At 66.3% G+C, this 22,307-nt stretch carries 15 protein-coding genes; 6 read left to right on the top strand and 9 right to left on the bottom strand.

The features are described 5' to 3' along the window. Positions 1–75: 75 nt before the first annotated feature. The 3 genes from B0E41_RS04050 to B0E41_RS04040 all read right to left on the bottom strand — a co-directional run bounded on the left by B0E41_RS04050 (position 76) and on the right by B0E41_RS04040 (position 2,771). The gene (locus B0E41_RS04050; protein WP_077329102.1) at positions 76–870 is read right to left on the bottom strand and encodes a transporter substrate-binding domain-containing protein; all 795 of its coding nucleotides are present in this window, start codon (positions 868–870) and stop codon (positions 76–78) included. Beyond that, positions 867–1,610, bottom strand: coding sequence for a GntR family transcriptional regulator (locus B0E41_RS04045; protein WP_077329100.1), 744 nt, complete (start codon positions 1,608–1,610; stop codon positions 867–869). The genes B0E41_RS04050 and B0E41_RS04045 overlap by 4 nt, the downstream gene beginning before the upstream one ends. Positions 1,611–1,844: 234 nt before the next feature. Next, entirely contained in the window at positions 1,845–2,771 is a 927-nt protein-coding gene (locus B0E41_RS04040; RefSeq protein WP_077329098.1) for a DUF6279 family lipoprotein, read from the bottom strand. On the opposite strand from B0E41_RS04040, the gene glmU reads away from it, so the two are divergent. Continuing rightward, positions 2,770–4,179, top strand: a complete 1,410-nt coding sequence (gene glmU, locus B0E41_RS04035) for a bifunctional UDP-N-acetylglucosamine diphosphorylase/glucosamine-1-phosphate N-acetyltransferase GlmU (RefSeq protein ID WP_077329096.1) — start codon at positions 2,770–2,772, stop codon at positions 4,177–4,179. The genes B0E41_RS04040 and glmU overlap by 2 nt on opposite strands. A gap of 20 nt (positions 4,180–4,199) precedes the next feature. On the opposite strand, the gene B0E41_RS04030 is transcribed toward glmU, so the two are convergent. Both B0E41_RS04030 and B0E41_RS04025 read right to left on the bottom strand, forming a co-directional pair. Further along, a complete protein-coding gene (locus tag B0E41_RS04030) occupies positions 4,200–4,916 on the bottom strand; it encodes a DUF2726 domain-containing protein (protein ID WP_077329094.1) in 717 nt (238 codons plus the stop codon). Positions 4,917–5,015: 99 nt separating this feature from the next. Continuing rightward, entirely contained in the window at positions 5,016–5,495 is a 480-nt protein-coding gene (locus tag B0E41_RS04025) for an Lrp/AsnC family transcriptional regulator (protein WP_077329092.1), read from the bottom strand. 135 nt (positions 5,496–5,630) lie between these two features. On the opposite strand from B0E41_RS04025, the gene glmS reads away from it, so the two are divergent. Both glmS and B0E41_RS04015 read left to right on the top strand, forming a co-directional pair. Next, on the top strand, positions 5,631–7,499 hold the full coding sequence (gene glmS / locus B0E41_RS04020; protein WP_077329090.1) for a glutamine--fructose-6-phosphate transaminase (isomerizing): 1,869 nt from the start codon (positions 5,631–5,633) through the stop codon (positions 7,497–7,499). Between the two features lie 2 nt (positions 7,500–7,501). Then, entirely contained in the window at positions 7,502–7,792 is a 291-nt protein-coding gene (locus B0E41_RS04015; protein WP_077329086.1) for a hypothetical protein, read from the top strand. 67 nt (positions 7,793–7,859) lie between these two features. Here B0E41_RS04015 and B0E41_RS04010 read toward each other — a convergent pair whose 3' ends face one another. The 4 genes from B0E41_RS04010 to B0E41_RS03995 all read right to left on the bottom strand — a co-directional run bounded on the left by B0E41_RS04010 (position 7,860) and on the right by B0E41_RS03995 (position 10,109). Next, positions 7,860–8,294 carry a GNAT family N-acetyltransferase gene (locus tag B0E41_RS04010; protein WP_216350727.1) on the bottom strand — a complete coding sequence of 145 codons (435 nt, stop codon included), beginning with the start codon at positions 8,292–8,294 and terminating at the stop codon, positions 7,860–7,862. Between the two features lie 121 nt (positions 8,295–8,415). After that, entirely contained in the window at positions 8,416–8,955 is a 540-nt protein-coding gene (locus B0E41_RS04005) for a tail fiber protein (protein WP_077329084.1), read from the bottom strand. Positions 8,956–8,986: 31 nt separating this feature from the next. Beyond that, positions 8,987–9,517, bottom strand: a complete 531-nt coding sequence (locus B0E41_RS04000; protein WP_077329083.1) for a tail fiber protein — start codon at positions 9,515–9,517, stop codon at positions 8,987–8,989. Positions 9,518–9,563: 46 nt separating this feature from the next. Continuing rightward, positions 9,564–10,109: a tail fiber protein gene (locus B0E41_RS03995; protein ID WP_077329160.1), complete on the bottom strand. Its 546-nt coding sequence runs from the start codon at positions 10,107–10,109 to the stop codon at positions 9,564–9,566. 320 nt (positions 10,110–10,429) lie between these two features. On the opposite strand from B0E41_RS03995, the gene B0E41_RS03990 reads away from it, so the two are divergent. The 3 genes from B0E41_RS03990 to B0E41_RS03980 all read left to right on the top strand — a co-directional run bounded on the left by B0E41_RS03990 (position 10,430) and on the right by B0E41_RS03980 (position 22,237). Then, positions 10,430–17,293 carry a putative Ig domain-containing protein gene (locus tag B0E41_RS03990; protein ID WP_171984657.1) on the top strand — a complete coding sequence of 2,288 codons (6,864 nt, stop codon included), beginning with the start codon at positions 10,430–10,432 and terminating at the stop codon, positions 17,291–17,293. A gap of 147 nt (positions 17,294–17,440) precedes the next feature. After that, a complete protein-coding gene (locus B0E41_RS03985; RefSeq protein ID WP_143433644.1) occupies positions 17,441–21,103 on the top strand; it encodes a hypothetical protein in 3,663 nt (1,220 codons plus the stop codon). A gap of 105 nt (positions 21,104–21,208) precedes the next feature. Next, entirely contained in the window at positions 21,209–22,237 is a 1,029-nt protein-coding gene (locus B0E41_RS03980) for an ABC transporter substrate-binding protein (RefSeq protein WP_143433643.1), read from the top strand. Positions 22,238–22,307 lie beyond the last annotated feature (70 nt).

Raw genomic sequence — 22,307 nt, 5'->3', positions numbered from 1 at the left:
CCGGGCCGCTCCCAAGGCGCAACCAGCCCCCTCGGGGGGCAGCGACCCGCGCAGCGGCGGAGCGTGGGGGCTTCATTACTCAGGCAGCGTGCCGGCCGGGCGGCCGAGCCATTTCTTCGCCATCACATCGAGCTCGCCCGCCTTCTTGGCAGCGAGGATGACCTCGTTGACCTTGGTGCGCAACGCGTCTTCACCCTTTGCCACGCCGATGAAGTTGGGGCTGTCTTTCAGCAGCAGCTTGTATTCGGTGCCCAGCTGCGGGTTGCGTGCCATCAGGTTGCCGGCCACCGACGCGCCGGTGGCGATCACCTGCACCTGGCCCGAGACGAAGGCCGAGACGGTGCCGTTGTTGTCTTCGAACCGCTTGATGTCGGTCGTGGGCGGCGCGAGCTTGGTGAGCTCCTGGTCTTCGATGGCGCCGCGCGTCACACCGACCGATTTGCCGGCCAGATCGGCGAACGAAGCGAGTGGCAGGGACTTGGCGGCGAACACCGCCTGGAAGAAGGGCGAGTAGGCGACGGTGAAGTCGATCACCGCCAGGCGCTCGGGGTTCTTGCCCAGCGTGGAGATCACCAGATCGGCCTTGCGGGTTTGCAGGTAGGGAATGCGGTTGGCGCTGGTCACGGGCACCAGTTCCACCTTGGTGCCGAGCTTGGCGGCGATCAGTTTGGCCATGTCCACGTCCAGGCCCTGGGGCTGAAGGTCGGTGCCGACGAAGCCATAGGGCGGGAAGTCGGTCGGGATGGCGATCTTGATGGACTTGGACTTCATCACGTCGTCCAGCGCGGTCTGGGCCGTGGCGAGGCCGGTGGTGGCCAGCGAGGCGAGCGCGATGGTGGAGGCGATGAAGGCGCGTTTGTTGGTGATCACAGCAGGGCTCCTAGGTAGGTTTCAGCGGGGGGTTGAGGGGTGTCTTTGGCGGACAGCTTGGGTGATGGGGCGGTGCGCACCGGGGCGAGTGCCTGGCGCAGGTCGGCCAGCGGGTCGTCCGCCGGGGCCAGGCGCAGGGCGGCCTGCACCTGGCCGATGTGTTCTTCCATCAGGCGTTCGGCCAGGGCGGTGTCGCCACGGCTCAGTGCATCGACGATGGCCACGTGGTCCTGACACGACTGCACCGCGTCGTGCGTGGACTGGTAGAGCATGGCGATCAGCGTGGTGCGCGCGGTGAAGTCGCGCAGCGTGTCGGCCAGCAGCTGGTTGCCCAGGCATTCGGCCAGGCACACATGGAAGTCGCCAAGCAGGTAGCTGCGGTGACCGACGTCGTCGCCCTTGAGCGCGTCCTGTTCCTGTTTCAGGTGTTGCTTGAGCCGCTTGATGGTGCCCTTGTCCATAGCGCCGGTGCGGCGGATCAGACCGGTTTCGATGACGCGGCGAGCCTCGAAGGCTTCGCGCGCTTCCTCATGCGAAGGTTGAACGACGAACCAGCCGCGGCGCGAACTGACGGTGACGATGCCGCGCGCGGCCAGGCGCACCAGCGCCTCGCGCACGAGCGTGCGGCTGCAGTCGAACAGCAGCGAGAGGTTTTGTTCACCCAGGCGCGTGCCGGGAGCCAGGCGCTGCGCGAGCACGGCTTCGATGATGCGTTGGGCGATGTCGGTGGAACTGACCATGACAGGGCAGCTTGCGAAAAGCGTGCCAGCGCCATGCAGGTCTTGTATGCAAGATATGTGCGCCAGACTTGTGCGCGCGGCCTTGCTTGCGCGATCACGTGCACCAGAACAGCAGGCCGGGGTGCCCAGACTGGTGCCTGGGCTGGACATACGGTGGCACCCCGGGCCGGCTTTGCCGGACGGCCAGTGCCGCCCCCTGGGGGGTAGCGCGAAGCGCTGCGGGGGGGCTTCAATTCAGTGCTGTTCGGCGGTCAGCGCGCGCAGGTCGGTTTCGTAGTCCTTGAGCACGCGCACCGCGTGGGCTCTCTGCTCGGCGGTGGTGGTGTTGTGCAGGGCGGCAAATTGCTCGCAACCGCTGCGCACCAGCGCGTCGCTGTAGGCCGGGAAGCCGGGTGTGGGCGATTCCATGACACGGTCATGCCAGCCGCGCAACGCAGTCACCGCCATCGCAGGCGTGACGCTGCGTTCGGCTTGCAGCTCGCGCAGCGTCTTCAGCAGGTCGGACTGGCGCCGCAGCCGCTCGGCGTGGACCCGCGGACCGTCGAACGGGGACTGCCGGATGCGATCGCGCAGCAGCTTGAGCTGGGCGTCGTTCAGGTCGCCATACAGTGTTTCGTAGCGGTCGGTGGCGCGCTCCAGCAGGTTGTTGATTCGCTCTTCAGCGCTCACGCGCACATAGTCCGCCTCGAACTCCTTGTTGCCTTTGGCATAGCGGCGTTGCATGTGTTGCAGTTGGGTCGGTGAGAGGGTGATGGCGAGCTTGGCCATGGGCTCCAGGGCACGGTCGATCATGCGCAGGTAGGCCGTTTGCAGCTGCGTGAACTGCACGCAGGCGAGATCGGGGTTGCTGTCGGCGGCGGCGAGCTGCTGCCATTGCTGCAGGCGGTTGATGTAGGACGGCAGCTCGCTGCTCCGGTGCCAGGCGAAGAAGGTGTCGATGTCGCGTCGCATCTGACCCGTCTGCACCTCGTTCAGATCGGCGTAGCCGTCGATCCACCAGTAGCCCAGGCTCGGTGCCTGGTTGTAGGCCAGTCGCACCGCGCTGCAGGCGGTGAGCACCAGCGCCAGCACGGTCAGCAGCAGGCTGCGGGCGATAATTCGGCCCTTGTTTGTGACCGGTTTCGGCCGTTGGCCCGGTGTGGCCTCAGGAAAGGTGCTCATGTCGTTCCCTGTGGATGTGGTGGTGATGGCGGCCGGCAAGGGCACGCGCATGAAAAGCAGCAGGCCCAAAGTGTTGCACCGTTTGGGAGGGCGCGCACTGGCCCAGCACGTGATCGATACGGCGGCCCGGGTATCCGCCCGCTCCGTGGTGGTGATCACCGGGCACGGGGCCGAGCAGGTGGAGGCGGGCTTGACCGCACCGGACTTGGAGTCGGGTCATGCGCTGAAGTTGCAATATGTGCGCCAGGAGCCCCAACTGGGCACCGGCCACGCGGTGCAGCAGGCGGTGCCGGTATTGGCCGACGACGGCGTGACCTTGGTGTTGTCGGGCGATGTGCCGCTCACGCGACCCGAGACGCTGCAAGCCTTGCTGGACCTCTGCGGCGGCGAGCGCCTGGCCCTGCTGACGCTCGGCATGGCCAACCCGACCGGCTACGGGCGCATCGTGCGCGCGGCCGACGGCTCGGTGGCGGCCATCGTCGAGCACAAGGACGCCTCCAACGCACAGCGCGCGATCACCGAGATCTACAGCGGCATCATGGCCGTGCCCACGCCCCTTCTAAGGGCTTGGCTCGCGCGCCTGGACAACCAGAACGCCCAGGGCGAGTACTACCTGACCGACGTGGTGAAGTTCGCGGTGGCCGATGGGCAAAGCGTGCAGGCCCACCGCATCCGCGACGAAGTGCAGGTGGCGGGCGTCAACAGCCCGCTGCAGCTCGCCGAGCTGGAGCGCGCGCACCAGCGGCGCGTGGCCGAGGCGCTGATGGAGCAGGGCGTTCGCCTGGCCGACCCGGCGCGGCTGGATGTGCGGGGCACCCTCAGCTGCGGACAAGACGTGGACATAGACGTGAACTGCGTGTTTGAGGGCGCGGTGAGCCTCGGCGCGGGTGTGCGCATCGGCGCCAACTGCGTGATCGCCAACGCCCGCATCGACGACGGTGCCGTGATCCACCCCTTCACCCACATCGACGGCGAGAAACTGGGCGTGAGCGTGGGGGCCGGCGCGCTGATCGGCCCGTTTGCCCGGCTGCGCCCGGGCGCTCAGCTGGGGCGCGAGGTGCACATCGGCAACTTTGTGGAGGTCAAAAACAGCACCCTGGCCGACGGCGCCAAGGCCAACCACCTGGCCTACCTGGGCGACGCCACAGTGGGTGAGCGGGTGAACTACGGCGCGGGCAGCATCACGGCCAACTACGACGGGGCCAACAAGCACCGCACGGTGATCGAGGCCGATGTGCACGTGGGCAGCAACTGTGTGTTGGTGGCGCCGGTCACGATTGGCGCGGGTGGCACGGTGGGCGGCGGCTCGACCATCACCAAAAGCACGCCGCCGGGGGCCTTGAGCGTGGCGCGCGGCAAACAGGTCGTGTTACCGAACTGGCAGCGCCCCGCGAAGAAAAAGCCCTGAAGGCTGATCCGCCCTGGCGCTCAGGCGCGCCGGCGGACCGATTCCGTTCGGCTGTCCAGCGGGCTGTCGAGATCGTTCTTGCGGTCGGCCTTGGCCTCACCCAGCCCCATCAGGCCGCTCAGGCCCATGACTTCGGACTCTTTGAACCCGGTGTTGGGGTAGGCCAGGGTGTCGTATTCCGACATCTTGGATTCCAGGCGCTGGCGCGCGCTGTCCTGGGGTTCCGCGTCCTGTGGCTTGGGCCGGGGCAGGGCGGCCAGGTCGAGCTGGCGGCGGAAATCGTTGGGCGAGGGCATGCGGTGAATGCTGTTCTTCAGGAACAGGAAGCGCACCCCCGCCGTCTTGAGAATGCGGTTCTTCATCTTCAGCTGGTGGGCTTTGGCCTTGGCGTCGCTCAGGTGGTATTGCTCCACGTCGAACGCAAACACCGGACGCCCCTCGGCGTCACACACCACAAAATCCACCTTCTGGGTGCGCAGCCGCTCGGTCGCGCGCTGACGGTCGATGGCGCGCCGGATCGACAACATGTTTCGCAGCGGCATGTTGGGCAAGACCACCTGATCGGGGAAGGTCTCGCACAGGTAGTCCAGCATGGCGACCTGCTCGGGCGTGAGGATTCGCTCGGGCGTGTAACGGTCTTCGCGTCCGGACGCCGTGCGGAAATAACGGCGATACACCCAGACACCGAGCGCCACCAAGGCGATGGCAACAACAAACGCAATCCACAGTGGAAACATGAAACCTCCGGTTAACTAAGCCATTTTTGTGACCGAATTTTAGGGGGTGTGTGGCGTGACATGGATATCGATAACCCATTGTTGCTACTCGCACGGGGCTCAGATCGGTAGCCGCGGGTCGAACTTGGCCCGTCGCAGGCTGAAGAAGGCCTTGACGTTGCGCACATTGGCGTCGCTGGTGAACAGGCGCTGAGACAAGGCGAGGTGGTCCGGCATGTCGCGGCTGTGGACCACCAGAACGAAGTCCGGCCCCGGGCTGACCCGGTAGCACTGCTGCACCGCCGGGTCGGCAACCGCGCGGTCTTCGAAGGCCTGCAGCTGTTCCGCACCTTGGCGTTCCAGCGTGATCTCGACCAGAGCGGTGAGGCCGTGACCCGTCAAGGCCGCCAGGCGGTCCGGCTGCAGCAAGGCCACTTGGCGCTCGATCAACCCCAGCGCGTGCAGGCGCTTGATCCGCCGCAGGCTGGTGGGTGGTGACACGTGGGCCAACTCCGCCAAGCGCTTGTTGCTGAGGGAGGCATCGTTTTGCAGCAGGCTGAGCAAGCGCAAGTCGGCTTCATCCAGTTCAATTGATTCCATTTTTTGTGTTCTTGTGTTCTAAAAATTTCGTGACTGATGGAATGAGGAATTATTCTTCATTTTCATTTGAAATGAGATTGAAAATTTCTTTTGATGCTGGGTAGCATGGCCTCACTTTGATTTTTGGAGCAGAGCATGTGTGGCATCGTGGCAGGGGTTTCGAGGCGCGACATCGTGCCGGTGCTGGTTCAGGGTTTGCAGCGTCTGGAGTACCGGGGTTACGACTCTTGTGGTGTGGCGGTGCATTCGGGTAGCCTGAAACGGGCCCGCAGCACGGCCCGAGTGGCCGAGTTGGTGAAAGAGGTGCAAACCGAGCACATCGCCAGCGGCACGGGCATCGCCCACACCCGCTGGGCCACCCATGGCGCACCCGTCGTGCACAACGCCCACCCCCACTTCAGCCACGGCCCGTCGGCGTCGACCGGTGCGGTCGGTCGGGTGGCGCTGGTGCACAACGGCATCATTGAAAACCACGACGACTTGCGCGCGGCTTTGCAGGCCAAGGGCTACGTGTTCGAGAGCCAGACCGACACCGAGGTCATCGCCCACCTGATCGATTCGCTGTACGAAGGCGACGTTTTCGGGGCCTTGCAGGCCGCGGTGGTGCAGTTGCACGGCGCCTACGCGTTGGCCGTGTTCCACAAGGACGAGCCGCACCGCGTGGTCGGCGCGCGCGCCGGCTCTCCGCTGGTGCTGGGTGTGGGTCAGATCGATGGGGTGGTCGGGGCCGAGCACTTTCTGGCCAGCGACGCGATGGCGCTGGCCGGGGTGACCGACCAGATCGTCTACCTTGAAGAAGGCGATCTGGTGGACATGCAACTGGGCCGCTACTGGGTGGCCGACGCGCGGGGGCGTGTCTTTGAAGCGGGCCAGCGACCGGTCAAGACCGTGCACGCGCACAGCGGTGCGGCCGAACTCGGTCCCTACCGCCACTACATGCAGAAGGAGATCTTCGAGCAACCGCGTGCCATTGCCGACACGCTCGAGGGCGTCGAGGGCATCACGCCCGAGCTGTTCGGCGATGGCGCCCACGGCGTGTTCAAGGACATCGACAAGGTGCTGATCCTGGCCTGCGGCACCAGCTACTACAGCGGTTGCGCCGCCAAATACTGGCTGGAAGAGATCGCGCAGATCCCGACGCAGGTGGAAGTGGCCAGCGAGTACCGCTACCGCACCAGCGTGCCCGACCCGCGCACTTTGATCGTGACCATCACGCAGAGCGGTGAGACCGCCGACACCCTGGCTGCGCTGCGCCACGCACAGGGTCTGGGCATGAAACACACCCTGACGATCTGCAACGTGGGCACCAGCGCCATGGTGCGCGAGTGCAAGCTGGCCTACATCACCCGAGCGGGCGTCGAGATCGGTGTGGCCTCCACCAAGGCCTTCACCACCCAGCTCGCCGGTCTGTTCCTGCTGACGCTGGCGCTGGCCCAGGCGCGCGGTCGTTTGAGCGACGAGCAGGAAGCGCAGCATCTGAAGGCCATGCGCCACCTGCCCGTGGCGCTGCAGGCCGTGCTGGCGCTGGAGCCGCAGGTGATCAGCTGGGCCGAAGATTTCGCGCGCATGGACAACGCACTGTTCCTTGGGCGGGGTCTGCACTACCCCATCGCGCTCGAAGGTGCCCTGAAGCTGAAAGAAATCAGCTACATCCACGCCGAGGCCTACCCGGCGGGCGAACTCAAGCACGGCCCGCTGGCGCTGGTGACATCGGCCATGCCGGTGGTGACGGTGGCGCCCAACGATGCGCTGCTAGAGAAACTCAAAAGCAACATGCAGGAGGTGCGCGCGCGCGGCGGCGTGCTGTATGTGCTGGCCGACGCCGACACCCGCATCACCAGCGGCGAAGGCATCCACGTGATTCGCATGCCTGAGCACTATGGCGCACTCTCACCCATCCTGCACGTGGTGCCGCTGCAACTGTTGGCGTACCACACAGCGCTGGCCAAGGGGACCGATGTGGACAAGCCCCGCAATCTGGCCAAGTCGGTCACGGTGGAATGACCATGAACCTGTTGACACTGGACCACTTCTCGGGCTGCGTGAACGAGCCCTTTGTCACCCAGCTGGACGGCGTGTCGCTGGAGTTCGTTCTGGTCGAGGCCAGATCCATCGAAACAAAGGCCCACAACGCCGTCCGGCGGCCGTTTTCTTTGCTGTTTCGAAATTCTGCGGCGGTGCTCTTTCCTCAGAAGATCTACCCCATGCACCACGCCCGGGTCGGTGAGGTGGGCATCTTTCTCGTCCCCATCGCGTACGAGAAAGCCGGATTTCTCTACCAGGCGGTGTTCAACTGACGGTGGCCACCGAGTCTGCCGGTGCTGGCCTTCTTGGCCCAGCGAGCGGCGCCGAGGGCCAAGTGGCTCAGGGGCACCAGCGCATGGAAAGATGCGCTCCTTCGCTGGTTTCCGCCATGAAGCCCTGCCGTTCGTAGAGCGCGCGTGCGCGGGTGTTCGTCTCCAGCACGTGCAGACGCACGCCGCGCCCCAGTGCGGCTGCATCGGCCTGGGCCTGTCGCACCAACGCCGAGCCCAGTCCGCTGGCGCGCATGTGGGGCAGCAGGCTGATGTGGATGATCAGATGCTCTGGTGGGGTCTGCAGCAGGTAGAAATTTCCCACCGGCCCCAGGTTGCGGTGCTCGATGGCCAGAAACGAGGCATCTCCGTGGTGCCCCAGATAGTGTCGGTGTTGCAGCAAGCACTGTTGTTCGAGGAACTGGCGTTTGACGTGATCGGGCCAAGGCACCTGGGCCATCTCATCGCTGCGCGTGCTGGCGTAGAGATCGCACAGCCAAGGCAAGTCTGAATCACACAGCGCGCGCAAAAAAAACCCGCGATCGGCAAGGAGCGCGGGAGTTGGCATGCGGTCGGCGCGTTCCCGTGGGAACGGCGCCAGCGGTTGCGGTGCTGCCGTCGTCACATCAGGGAAACGAAGGGAAGACACCTTGCAGCGCGATGCAGAAGTTCACGCCGAGGTACGGCTGCTGGTTCTGGTGAGGCTGCCCGCCACCCTGGCTGGGCTGGATCATGTTGGGGGCGAGGGAGGTGTTGGGGGACGCGGCGTTGAACGGTTTCGCGGTATTGCTGCCCAGCGTGGAGAGCGCGCTGTTGTTGCTGGGCGAGCCGCTCTTTTTGGAGCTGTCGGATTGGGCGAACGCGTTGATGCCGTGGTTGTGCGCCGGGATTTCGGTGCTGGTCAGGGTGACCGTGTTGACGCCGAAGGTTTCTCCCAGCAAACGTTCGCTGAGTCCCGGGCTCTGGCCTTGTTCGCAGCCAGCGCGGGCCGCGAAATTGGGCAGTTGGAACGTGGTCGTCCCGTTGCCGCCGTAGGTGGTGCCGATGAGTGCGAAGAGCGCGGTGTTCTGCTGGATCGGCAGCGTGGCGCCGTTGCAGTACGCCCAGTTGCGCGGGTTGAAGTTGAAGCCGAACATCTGGATTTCGCCGATAAAGGGTTCGCTCATGATCTGATTCCTTCGTGGGGTTGTTCTGCGTTCAGGCCTGTTGCGGGAAGATGCCTTCGGTGGCGATGCAGTACTGCACCGTCAGTGTGGGCATGGTGTTTTCGTGCGGTTGCGAGCCGCCACCGATGGTGGTGGATTGCGCGGACATTGCCGCGGCCGTGGCACCGGTGACATCGGTGGCGTAGAAGACGTCGCCGCTGACCGAGCCGGGCAGGAGGGTGCTGCCCGGTGTCAGTGAGGTCGCCGCGCCCGTGGTCGCGATCATGGTGTGGGTGTGCGTTGGCATCTGGGTCGTCAGCAGCGTCACGCTTTCGGTGCCGGCCATCTGGCCCATGACGTAGCTGCTCAGTCCCGGGCCTTGGCCCTGGTGGATGGGCAGGCGGCCACGCAGGTCGGGCACGGCGAAGGTGCTCTGGCCATCGCCGCCGTAGGTGGTGCCGATGAGGACGAACAGGGTGTCGTACTGGGAGATCGGCAGCAGGCTGCCGTCGCAGGCCTGCCAACCGATGGGGGTGCGGCCGAAGCCAAACGTGCGAATTTCGCCGATATAAGGTGTGGACATGAAACGGTGCTCCGAATGATCTGTCAGGGGGCTCTGGCTCTGGCCGTCAGTCGCGCGAGGGAAAGATGCCGCTGAGCGCGATGCAGAAATTGATCGCGGTGTAGGGCTGGAGGTTCGGGTGCGGCTGATTGCCGCCGGCCGTGGCCACCGACTGAACGTTCATCGCCACCGGCGCACCGTTCGAGGGAGCGTACAGGTTGGCCGCCGTCGCGGAGTTGGTGCTGGTGGCCTGCAGGCGGTTCACCGGGGTGCGGTTGTCGCCCGGTGCGGTCGACGCCGCCATGGTGTGGGTGTGCGCAGGCAGGTTGCTCGAGAGCAACGTGACGTTCTCGGCGCCGCCCGTCTGGCCCATCTGCACCCCGGGGGGCTGCCAGCCCGGGTCGACCGAGCTGGCATAACCCACGGGGGATCGCCCACGCAGGTCGGGCAGGGCGAAGTTGGTGGTGCCGTTGCCCCCGAACTGCGTGCCCAACAGGGAGAACAGCGCCTGGTTCTGGCTGATCGGCAGCAACTGGCCGTTGCACTGCGCCCAGAATTTCGGCGCGAAATTGAAGCCGGTCATCATGACCTGGCCGATGAAGAAATCGCTCACTTCAGTCCCCCCTTGGTGGTTGGTGGTTGGCGCAGGTGCAGCGCCGCCGCGTTGCATTCTGTGTGCTTTGAACGGGCGAGATTGGGCGGTCCCCTGTCAACGCTGACAGGTGCCGAAGCCATTGACCACAACCTCAGGTCACATTCGCAAGCGAAGCCACGAAGAGCGGCCAGAACAACACGAAGCAAAGACCCTGCCTGTGGTCCGATGACAACTTCCTTGTTACACCTTGTATCTATACTGACACCGCGCAACGGTTCGTTTCCGAAGCACCGGTCACGCAAACAACACAGGTCAGAACGACTGAGATGGAGGGGCTGATGCCTGCAGGGACTTTGAATCTGGGTGTTTTTTTGTGCCTGCGCCGCTTGCGCACGTGGACGCTGTTGCAGGCGCGATGGATCTGGCTTTCCATGGCGCTGTGCCTGCCGGGTTTGGCGATGGCTCAGGTCTCGCCGTATTGCCCGGCGCAGAACCTCACGGTGGCCAATGGCGGATCGGTGACCTCGATCGATCTGGCTGCTTGCGACGGTCCGTTCAACTTCGGCATGGGTGGGCCTTTCGCGCCGTTCCTGCCGGTCAACGGCTCGGTCGATCTCGGCCCCCAGAGTGGGGGGGGAAACCAGACGGTCTCGTACACCCACAACGGTACGGCGACCACCACCGACACGTTCGCGCTGGAAGACGAAAACGGCGATGAGCTGTTCTTCAACGTCACCATCACCCCGGCAGCCTCGGCCATCGTGGTGTCACCGGCGTCGTTGCCGACCCTGACCGCCGGCACACCGTTCTCTCAGACCCTGACCTCGGCCGGCGGTGTCGCCCCGTATACCTACACGCTGCAATCCGGCACCTTGCCGGTTGGCCTCAGCCTGTCCGGCGCTGGGGTGCTCAGCGGCACGCCGACCCAGCGCGGCAGCTACACCTTCACCGTGCGATCCACCGACAGCGTCTCCGATTTTGTGGACAAGGGCTACACGGGCACGGTGCAGAACCCGAGCCTCGCGCTCGCCACGTCCAGCGGCACCGCCATCCAGAGCGCTCCTTTCTCGCAGACGCTCTCCACCACCGGTGGCGTCGCCCCTTACAGCTATCTTCTGGAAACAGGTACATTCCCCGCTGGCATCACGATTTCCAGCGCCGGCGTGGTCAGCGGCACCACGGCCGCCGCACCCGGCAACTACCCGGTCACCCTGCGCGTCACCGATGCCAGCACCGGCCCGGGCAGCTATTTCGAACTTGAAGCCTTCACCCTCACCGTCAGCCCGCCGCCGACGGTCTCGATCGCGGTATCCCCGGCCAGCGTCAGTGAAGACGGCGCGACCAACCTGGTCTACACCATCACCCGCAGCCTGAACCTGTCGTCGGCGACGGTGGTCAACATCACCACCGGCGGCACCGCCACTTCAGGCGTGGACTACATCGGCGGCGTGGCCACGGTGAGCATCCCCGCGGGTGCCACCACGGCGACCATCACCATCAACCCCACGGTGGACGGCACGGTCGAAGCCAATGAAACGGTCATCCTGACCGTCGACGCCGGCACCGGTTACACGGTCGGCGCGCCCGCCAGCGCCACCGGCACCATCCTCAACGACGACGTGCCCAGTGCCACCATTTCCGTGGCGCCCGCCAGCGTGTCCGAAGACGGGGCGACCAATCTGGTCTACACCGTCACCTTGACCCAGGCCCCTCTGGTTGCAACCTCGGTGAACTTCACCGTCGCCGGCACCGCCACCTCCGGCACCGACTACGCGGCCGTGACCTCGCCGCTGGTCATCTCGGCCGGCAGCACCACCGGCACCATCACGGTCAACCCGACGGCCGACGCCACCATCGAAACCGACGAAACGGTGATCCTCACCCTCGCCGCGGGCGCCGGTTACACCGTCGGTGCACCGGCCAGCGCCACCGGCACCATCCTCAACGACGATCTGCCCACGCTGACGATCAACGACGTCACCGCGGCCGAGGGCAACGCGGGCACCACGAACTTCACATTCACCGTCTCGCTGAGCACCCCGGCGGGCCCGGGCGGCGTCACCTTCGACATCGCCACCGCCAACGGCACAGCCACGGCGGGCGTGGATTACGTCGCCAACAGCCTGACCGGCCAGACCATTCCGGCCGGCTCCAGCACCTACAGCTTCACCGTGCTGGTCAACGGCGACACGCTCAACGAGCCGAGCGAGACCTTCTTCGTCAACGTCACCAACGTGACCAATGCGGTGGTCGGCGACGCTCAGGGGCTGGGCACCATCGTCAACGACGACCCGCTGCCGAGCCTGTCCATCGACGACGTCACCGTGGTCGAGGGCAACAGCGGCACCACCAGCGCCGTCTTTACTGTCACCCTGAGTGCGGCCAGCGGCCAGACCGTGAGCGTCAACTACGCCACCGCCGACGGCACCGCCACGCAGTCGGCCGACTACACCAGCACCAGCGGCACGCTGACCTTCACCCCGGGCCAGACCACGCAGACCATCACGGTGTTGGTGGCGGGCGAGACCGTGCCCGAGGCCGGCGAAACCTTCTTCGTCAACCTCAGCGGTGCGACCAACGCCACCATCGCCGACAACCAAGGGTTGGGCACGATCACCAACGACGACGTGCCAGTGACGGTCAACCCGGCAACGGTTCCCAGCGGTGCCGTCGCTGCAGCCTACAGCCAGACCCTCACCGCCAGCGGCGGCGTGGCGCCCTACAGCTTCGCGGTGACGGCCGGCGCCTTGCCCGCGGGCCTGACCTTGTCTGCGGGCGGTGTGCTCAGCGGCACGCCGACGGCCGGCGGCACTTTCAACTTCACCGCCACCGCCACCGACAGCAGCCCCTTCCCGGGGCCGTTCGCGGGCAGCCGCGCTTACACGCTCGTCGTGACCGCTCCCACCATCGTGCTGCCGGCGACCAGCCTGGCCGGTGGCACGGTCGGCACCGCCTACTCAGCCAGCATCACCGCAGCCTCGGGTGGCACGGCACCCTACAGCTACGCGGTCACCGCCGGTGCACTGCCGAGTGGCCTGACCCTCAGCGCCCCCAGCGGTGCCATCACCGGCACCCCGAGCGCAACGGGCACGTTCAACTTCAGCATCACCGCGATCGACAGCAGCACGGGCACCGGCCCGTACACCGCGACCCAGTCGTATGCCATCACCGTGATCGACCTGCCTCCCATCGCCAATGCGTCGTCGCTCACCGTGGCCTACAACGCCGCCGCCACGCCGGTCACCTTGAACATCACCGGCGGCACGCCGACCTCGGTCGCCATCGGCACGGCACCCGCCCACGGCACGGCCATCGCATCGGGTACGTCCATCACCTACCAGCCCACCACAGGCTATGCCGGGCCAGACAGCTTCACCTACACGGCGACCAACACCGGGGGCACCTCGGCGCCGGCCACGGTCACCGTCACGGTGAGTGACCCGGTCATCACCGCCACGGCCAGCGGCAGTTTCTCGGCCACCGTCGGCACGCCGTATGCCCAGACCATCACCCTGATCGGGGGGGCACCGCCCTGGAGCGGTTTCATCGTCACCAACCTGCCGGCTGGGCTGTCGATCACCGGCACCACCCCCAACAGCGTGACCGTGTCCGGAACGCCGACCCAGGCAGGCATCTTCACGCTCAACGCCTCCGCCACCGACAGCAGCACCGGCAACGGCCCGTACACGGTCGGCGATGTGTATGTGCTGACCGTGGCTGCGCCGGGTCTGGCGCTGACCCCGGCCGCCACCACCTTCAGTGCGCCCTATGCAGTGCCCTACAGCCAGAGCTTCACGGCCAGCGGCGGCACCGGTCCGTACAGCTATGCCATGACGGCGGGCACCCTGCCGGCGGGCGTCAGTTTTTCGGGCAACACCGTCTCGGGCACACCCACGGCGCCAGGCAGCTACAACTTCACCATCACGGCCACCGACACAGGCTCCAGCGGCACCGGTGCACCGTTCTCGATCGCGCAGAGCTACACGCTGACGGTGGCGGCACCCACCATCGCGGTGAGCCCGACCACGCTGCCCAATCCGGCGGTGGGTACGCCCTACAGCCAGACGGTCACTGCCTCGGGTGGCATCGCGCCATACAGCTTCGTGGTGAGCGCCGGCAGCCTGCCCGCCGGCTTGACCCTGTCCACGGGTGGCGTGCTGTCCGGTACCACGAACCAGGTGGGCACCTTCAACCTGACGGTCACCGCGACGGACGCCAATGCTCAGACGGGCTCGCGTGCCTACACCGTGACCATCGGTGCACCCACCTTGACACTGGCACCCGCAGCGGGAGCGTTGACCGCTCCGTACGGCGTGGTTTATTCGCAGAGCTTCGTTGCCAGCGGGGGCTCGGGCAGCTTCAGCTACGGTTTGACCGGCGCCTTGCCGGCGGGCCTCACGTTCAGCGGCAACACGGTCTCCGGCACGCCGACCGTGCCCGGCAGTTACCCGGTCACGGTGACCGCCACCGATACGCTGGCGACCGGTGCGGGCGCGCCGTTCTCTGTCGCTCAAAACTACACCATCAACGTGGCAGCGCCGACCCTGGTGGTCAATCCTGCATCGCTACCGAACCCTGCCGTCGGCACGGCCTACAGCCAGACGATCACGGCGAGTGGCGGCGTGGCTCCCTACAGCTTCGCCCTGACCGCTGGTGCCCTGCCGGCGGGCATGACCTTGGGCACCGGTGGCGCGCTCACGGGCACTCCCACACAGGTCGGTAGCTTCAGCTTCACGGTCACCGTGACCGACAACTTCAGTCAGGTCGGCAGCCGCGCTTACACCCTGGTGGTTGGCGCCCCCACGCTGACGATGACCCCTGCGGCGGGTGTGCTGACGGCGCCCTACGGCGTGGCCTATTCACAGGTCTTCACGGCCAGCGGCAGCCCCGGTCCTTACACCTACGCGTTGACCGGCGCGCTGCCGACAGGGGTGACGTTCAGCGGCAACACGCTCTCGGGCACGCCGACCGCACCGGGCAGCTATCCCATCACGGTGACGGCCACGGACAGCGCGCTCACAGGCGCAGGGGCGCCGTTCTCCGTGGCACAGAACCACGTGCTCAACGTCGCGGCGCCCACCTTCGCGGTGACGCCCACCACGCTGCCCGATCCGGTGGCGGGTGAGGCCTACAGCCAGTTGCTCACGGCCTCTGGCGGTGTGGCGCCCTACACGTTTGCGTTGACCAGCGGCAGCCTGCCCACGGGTCTGAGCCTGAGTGCCAGCGGTTTGCTGTCGGGCACGGCCACCCAGGTCGGTACCTTCAACATCAGCGTGACCGTCACCGACGCCAACGGACAGCTCGCGGTCTTCAACTTCGAGGTCAGGAGCACGGGCAGCCCCCGGCAGACCTTGACCAAGCAGGTGTTGAGCAATGCCGATGAGGACCGGAACGGCAAGGTGTCGCTGCACGACACCCTGACCTACCGCATCACCCTGAGCAACGCGGGCTTTGTTCCGCTGAGCGATGTGGTGGTGAGCGACGCCCGCATCGCGCCGGGCAGCATCACCTGCGCCACGGTCTTGCCCGGTCAGTCCTGCGTGCTCCAGGGCACCTACACCGTCACCGCGGCCGATGCGCGGGCGCGCCGGGTGGTGAACGTGGCCACGGTCAGCAGCGCCCGGTGCGCTGCGGGCAGTCAGGACGCCCAATGCCGCGTCACCTTGAGCACCCAGGTGATTCCCGCGGTGGTGCGGGCCAAGAACGATGACTTCGGCGAAATCATGTGTCCCAAGGCGGACGCCATCGTCGGCAATGCCTACAAGAACGACACCATCGATGGCCAGCCGATCCGCGCTGCCGAGGTCCTGGGTTCGGTGGTCTCCGCCGCCAAACCCACCAAGCCAGGCAAGCCCGTTCCCGAGCTCAACACGGCCACGGGCGACGTGAAGGTGCCGGCGGGCACCCCGGGTGGGTCGTACTCGATCACCTACAAGATCTGCCAGCGCAGCGTGTCGAACAACTGCGACACCGCCACCATCGTGGTGAAGATCAAGCAGTGCCAGATCCTGGTCAGGGTGATCAAGACCGCGAACGTGAAACAGACCCGTGTGGGTGACTTCGTGTCCTACACGCTGCAGATCGACAACCTCTCGGAGAACGACACCGAGGTGGAGGGGCTGCAGATCGTCGACACCCCACCGCCCGGTTTCAGCCTGGTGTCGGGCAGCGCCCGGTTCCAGGACCGCAACGCCAGTGGCACGGTGGCCGGCACCGGCCCGATCACGCTGGATCAGATCGACCTCGCCGGCAACGGTAAAGCGTTCATCACCTACGTGCTTCGTGTGGGCGCGAACGCTCGCCGGGGTGACGCGGTGAACACCGCCGTCCCGTTGCATGAAGGCGCGCAGGTCGGCAGCACGGCGAAGGCCGTGGTGTCGGTCTCGGCCGACCCGGACACCGACGAAACATCGATCATCGGCAGGGTGTTCATCGACCGGGACGGCGACGGCTGGCAAGACAGCGCCGACGCCCACGACGTGAAGATCCAGGGCGGCATCGACGCCTCCGTCTATGTGGCCGGTTCCACCACCGTGGACCGCGGACAGGGCGCCCAGCCGGAACCCGATGCGAGCGCACCGCTGCTGCACGGCATCCGCATCGGCACCCTGCGCGGACGGGGCGACGCCGACCCCGCGACCCCGCTGTCCCGCGTGGTGATCAGCCAGTGGCTGACCGCCCCGGTGTGGGTCGGGGACAGCGTGATCACCAGTGGGCAAGGGACACGCATCACCGTGAAACCCGGCGGTGAGGTGGTCTACGGGCACGAGGGCGACGTGGCCGCCGGCCTGAACGGTCAGGACCTGCGCGTCGAGCGCACGGTCACGCCGGTGGATGGCAAGCACCGGGTGGACTACATCCTCACCAACCGCGGTGTCTCCGAGCTGGGCCTGCCGGGCGTGCGCCTGGCCAGCCCCGAGGGACTCGTTGTGCAGACGGACAGTTACGGCCGCTTCCACATTGAAGGCATCGATGCCGCCGCGCGGATGCGCGGACGCAACTTTGTGCTGAAGCTGGACCCGGTCAGCCTGCCGCAGGGTGCCCGCGTGACGACGGAGAACCCCTTGGTGCGTCGCCTGACCGGCGGCCTGATGGTGCGGTTCGACTTCGGTGTCGGGTTCGACAACGCAGCGCCTGCCGCCGTCGTGGTGCCGCCACCGCCTCCGGCGCCGGGAGCTCCCGCACCCACACCGTCGCGTTGATGGCCCGCATCTGACCTGGCTTCCGAAGGTGAACGCCTTCCCCGCCTGCCAAGACCCCGAGGGTGGTGATCGCGCGTCTGCAGCGCACACCACCCTGGGTCAGGCGACCCCTTGAAACCGCACACAACCCGTACGGATGACCACAAGATGAAACTCACTTCACACCACATTGAACGTCTTGTCGCCATGCGCCGCCAGCGCACCGGGGGGGACTGGTTCCGTGCGGCGGCGCTGCTGCCGATGGGCGCGGTCTTCGTGTTGACGCCTTTGGCGGCCAGCGCGCAAACCGCCGAGCCTGCCGCGCAGGCGCCCGCCACGGTGGCCGCGCCGGCCACGACCCAGGTGCCCCAGGTGAGGCCCGGGCAGGTGCTGACCCTGCCGGGCGGTGGGCGGGTGTGGGCGACGGAAGACCCAGCCAACCTCACGCCGCAGATGAACGTGTCGTCCACCTCCATCGCCGGCATTCGCGACGACATGCTGAGCGAGGGCCTGAGCTTCAACTACAGCAGCAACTACGCCAGCTTCATCGAGCGCATGGAGCTGCTGGTGTTCAACGGGCGCGACACCGATCTGGTCAAACCTTTGGTCACCCTGTCTTTGCCGGTGAGCGGCGAGGGGATTGCGAAATGGGACGGCCAGTTGCCCGCGGGCCATGGCCTGCGTGCCGGGGACACCCTGGTCTACTTGGTGAGGGCCTATGGCAAAGGCGGACAGTTGGACGAAACACAGACGCGTTCCGTGCGCCTGTACACCGAGCAGGAATGGCGCCTGGCCAAAGAGCAGTTGCTCAGCGAGAGCAACCAGCTCGCCGATGGCTTCACCCTCGACCAGCGCCTGGCGCGCCAGGCCCAGCTGGTCAACGGTCTCGTGAAGCAGAACATTCCCCTGTCGGGCTCGATCGTGCGCATCTTCGGGCAGGACATTCCGGACGACGCGCAGATCAAGATCAACGGCAAGACGGTGTCGCTGGACATCAACCGCCGCTTCGTGTCCGAGTTCCTGCTCCCGGTCGGTTCGCATGGCCTGAAGATCGACGTCAGTGGCTTGAAGACCACCCCGGACTTTTCGCGCCAGCTGGACGTGAACATCAGCGGTGAGTACTTCTTCATGGTCGGCATGGCGGACTTCTACCTGTCCAAATCCAAGGTATCGGGCAACATCGAACCGGCTTCGGCGGAAGACGGCTTCGATCAGGAACTGCTCAAGGAAGGGCGCCTGGCCTTCTACCTCAAAGGCAAGATCCAGGGCAAATACCTCATCACCGCCCAGGCCGACACCGAAGACCAGGAACTGAACAACCTGTTCAAGAACTTCTTCAAGTCCACGCCCCAGGACATCTTCCGACGCCTCGATCCGGACCAGTACTACTCGGTGTACGGTGATGACGCCAGCGGCTACCGCGATGTGGACAGCGCCGGCAAGCTCTACGTGCGGCTCGACTGGGACAAGAACCAGGCCATCTGGGGCAACTTCAACACGGGCATCGACGGCGGCGAGTTCAACCAGTACCAACGCACGCTCTATGGCGGAGCGCTCAAATGGCGCAGCAACGAGACCACACGGTTCGACGACCCGAAGGCGCAGGCCAGCGTGTTTGCCTCGGAGGCCCAGTCGGCCAAAGGCTACAGCGATCTGCTGGGCACCGGGGGCAGCCTGTATTACCTCAAGCACACCGACGTGCTGCGGGGTTCCGAGCAGTTGCACGTCGAGGTCCGTGACCGGGTGACCGGGCAGGTGGTCCGGCGCGGCCGCCTGGTCTTCGGCACCGACTATGAGATCGACTACATCCAGGGCCGCATCATCCTGAGCCGCCCGCTGGGCCGCAGCGACCTGGACAGCGGGTTTGGCATCACGCGCCTGAGCGCGGAAGGCGACCACGAGAACCACCTCCTGGTGGACTACGAATACGTCCCCGAGGGCGTGGAGAACTTGGTGGTGGGCGGGCGTGGCCAGGTCTGGGCGGGCGACCACGTGGCCGTCGGCGGCACGGTGGTGTCGGAAGACCGCGCGGGCGACGACTACAAACTTCAGGGCGTGGATGTCACGCTGCGCGCAGGGCGGGGCACCTACCTCAAGGCCGAGCTGGCCCAGAGCGAATCGACCCAGTCGGACGTGCACTACTCCGACAACGGCGGTCTCACCTACACCCAGCGGGCGGTGGCCGTGGAGACCGAAGATCGATCCGGGCGGGCGGTGGGCGTCGAGGCGAAGGTCAACCTCTATGAGCTCGGGCTGACGAAGGGCAATGTGAGCGCCGGGGCCTGGTACAAGGACCGGGAGGCCGGCTATTCCACCGCTCGGGCCGAATCGGCCGGGCTGCACAGCCGCGAGTCGGGTGTCGAACTGCTGGGGCAGGTGAGTACCGATCTGGACGTGGGCGCGCGGCTGAGTCGGCGCGAGACCGATGCCCAGGCGCGCCTCGAGCAAGCCCAGCTGGTGGGCAACTGGCGCCTGGACGATGTGCAAAGCGTGGGCCTGGAGTTGCGCCGCATTCGCTCGGCCGAACCGAGCGGTGACTTTGCCGAACGGGACGAGGCGGTGCGCAACGCGGGGCAGGGGATCGGCACCGCCACCTACATGGGGCTTCGCTACAAGCGCAAGTTCGGTGGCCAGACCGAAGGCTATGCCTTTGTGCAGAGCACTTTGCAAAGCGACGAGACGCTGAAAAACGACCGCTTCGGACTGGGGGCCACCCGGTACTTCGGCGAGCGTTCCTCGGCGACGGCCGAGGTGTCGACCGGCACGCGCGGCGTGGCAGGCAAGCTCGAAGGCAGCTACTACGTCACACCCGACTACAACCTGTACACCCGCTATGCCTACGCCACGCAACCGGGGGACCTCTTTGGCAGCGACCCGTTTGAAGACGGGCTCGGTCGCAGCCTGTCGCTGGGGCAGCGCTGGAACGCGGGCGGTGGCCTGAGCCTGTTTCAGGAGGCGCAGCTGAGCGAACGGGCGGGGACCAGCGGGCGCGGCCAGAACCTGGGCATGGACTACAACATTGCGCGCCATTGGCAGCTCGGCCTGCGCTACGCGCAGAGCCGGATCGAGGACGCCGATGGCGGCGAAACCCTGCGGCGCACGGGCACCGTGCTGGCCAGTTACAACGACGCCCGGACCAGCTTCACGCCGCGGTTCGAGTACCGCCGGGACCGCGGTGCTCAGGCCCGCAACCAGTACCTGCTGAGCGTGGGGCTGACCCGCAAGTTCAGCGAAGACTGGCGCACGGCGGTTCGACTGAGAACCTCCCTCACCCGGGACCTGCAGGACCGCAACGACGACGCCCGTTTCACCGAAGCCAGCGTGGGGCTGGCGTACCGCCCGGCCGACAGTGGCCGCTGGGCCTGGTTGTCGAAGTACACCTATCTGTACGACCTGGGCTCGGTGGCGCAGATTTCACCCGCTTCCGGCGTGGCCAACAACGCGGTGGATCAGCGGGCGCACATCGCCGCCACCGAGGTGCTGTACCGGATCAACCCGGTGTGGGAGGTGGGCGGCAAATACGCCTACCGCAACGGCGAATTGCGCGAGGGGCGCAACACCGGCGCCTGGTATGAAAACACCCGCCACTTCGTCGCCGGGCAGGTCCGCTACCGCGTGTTGCAGAGCTGGGATGTGATGGTCGAACACCGCTGGCTGCAGACCGTGCAGGACAAGAACCAGCGTTCTGGCTGGCTGGCCGGCGTGGACAAACAGATCACGCCCCATTTCCGCCTCGGGGTGGGCTACAACTTCACCGACTTCAGCGACGATTTGCGCCACTCGGACTATCGGTACAAGGGCTGGTACCTCAACGCGGTCGGCGTTTACTGAGCGGTCGTTCCATCGCTTCGCACGGGACTTGCCAGGTCCCATGTGGGATATCCGGGCCGGTGGTGACAGAATGAAACGCATCCACCGTTCTTCAACTCCCCCAACATGCCACACATCACCGGAGGGTCGGGTCAGCAGCTGAACATGGGCCGAGACCTGGCGCGCCTGACACAGGCTTGCCTCCTGCTCATGCTGGTGTGGCTGGCTGGCTGCCAGCCTGCGCCGCAGGCACCCTTGAAGGTGGGCATGAATGCCTGGGTGGGTTACGACCCCCTGGCGCTGGCCCGTGACAAGGGTTTGCTGGATGCCCGGCAGGTCAAGGTGATCGAACTGCCGTCGAGCGCCGAGACGCTGCGCAATTTTCGCAACGGTCTGCTGGACGCGGCCGCACTGACGCTGGACGAAACACTGCGGCTGGCCGACGAAGGGGCGGACATCCGCATCGTCGCGGTGCTCAGCGGTTCGGCCGGCGCCGACCTCGTGCTGGCCGGTCTTTCGGTGACGAACCCCCGGGATCTGCGGGGGAAGACGATTGCCGTGGAGGGCTCGGCGGTCGGTGCACTGGTGCTCAAACGCCTGCTGCAGGCGGGCCAGTTGCAGCAGAGCGACGTGGTGGTGAGCCGCCTTGAAGCGTTTCAGCACCTGGCGGCACTCAGGAGTGGCCGTGTGGACGCCGCGGTGTCTTACGAGCCGCTGGCCGGCGCCCTGCGCGCAGCGGGTTACCACCCGATCTTCGACAGCCGGGCGATGCCCGGCGACATCATGGATGTGCTGGTGGTGCGGGCGCAGACGCTGGCGGCGCGGCCCGAGCAGGTGGCTGCGCTGGTGGCCGGCTGGCAGCGGGGCTTGTGGACATTGCAGGAGCAGCCCGAAGCGAGTGCGCGCTTGCTGGCGCCCGAGGTTGATCTGACGGTGGACGCGTACCTCGCAACGCTGAAGGGCCTGCGGTTTTTCACCGCCCGGCAATCGGTGGACCTGCTGTCGGGCCACCCCAAGCGCCTGGGTCAGCAGGCAGAGAGCCTGGCCCGGACCCTGCAGGCCATGGGCGTGATCCGCGACACGCCCCACTGGGAGCACCTGCTCGTGGCGGATGTGGGCGAGCGGTTGTTGACGTCTGCGGAGGTGTTGCCATGAGCGCAGCGCCGGGCCGCCCCAAGCCCGCTCGCACCGCAGCTCGCAGAGCGGAGGTTTACCCATGAACCAC

The organism is Hydrogenophaga sp. A37, from assembly GCF_002001205.1.
GTDB lineage: Bacteria > Pseudomonadota > Gammaproteobacteria > Burkholderiales > Burkholderiaceae_C > Hydrogenophaga.
This window is presented reverse-complemented; position numbering and strand designations above follow the sequence as displayed.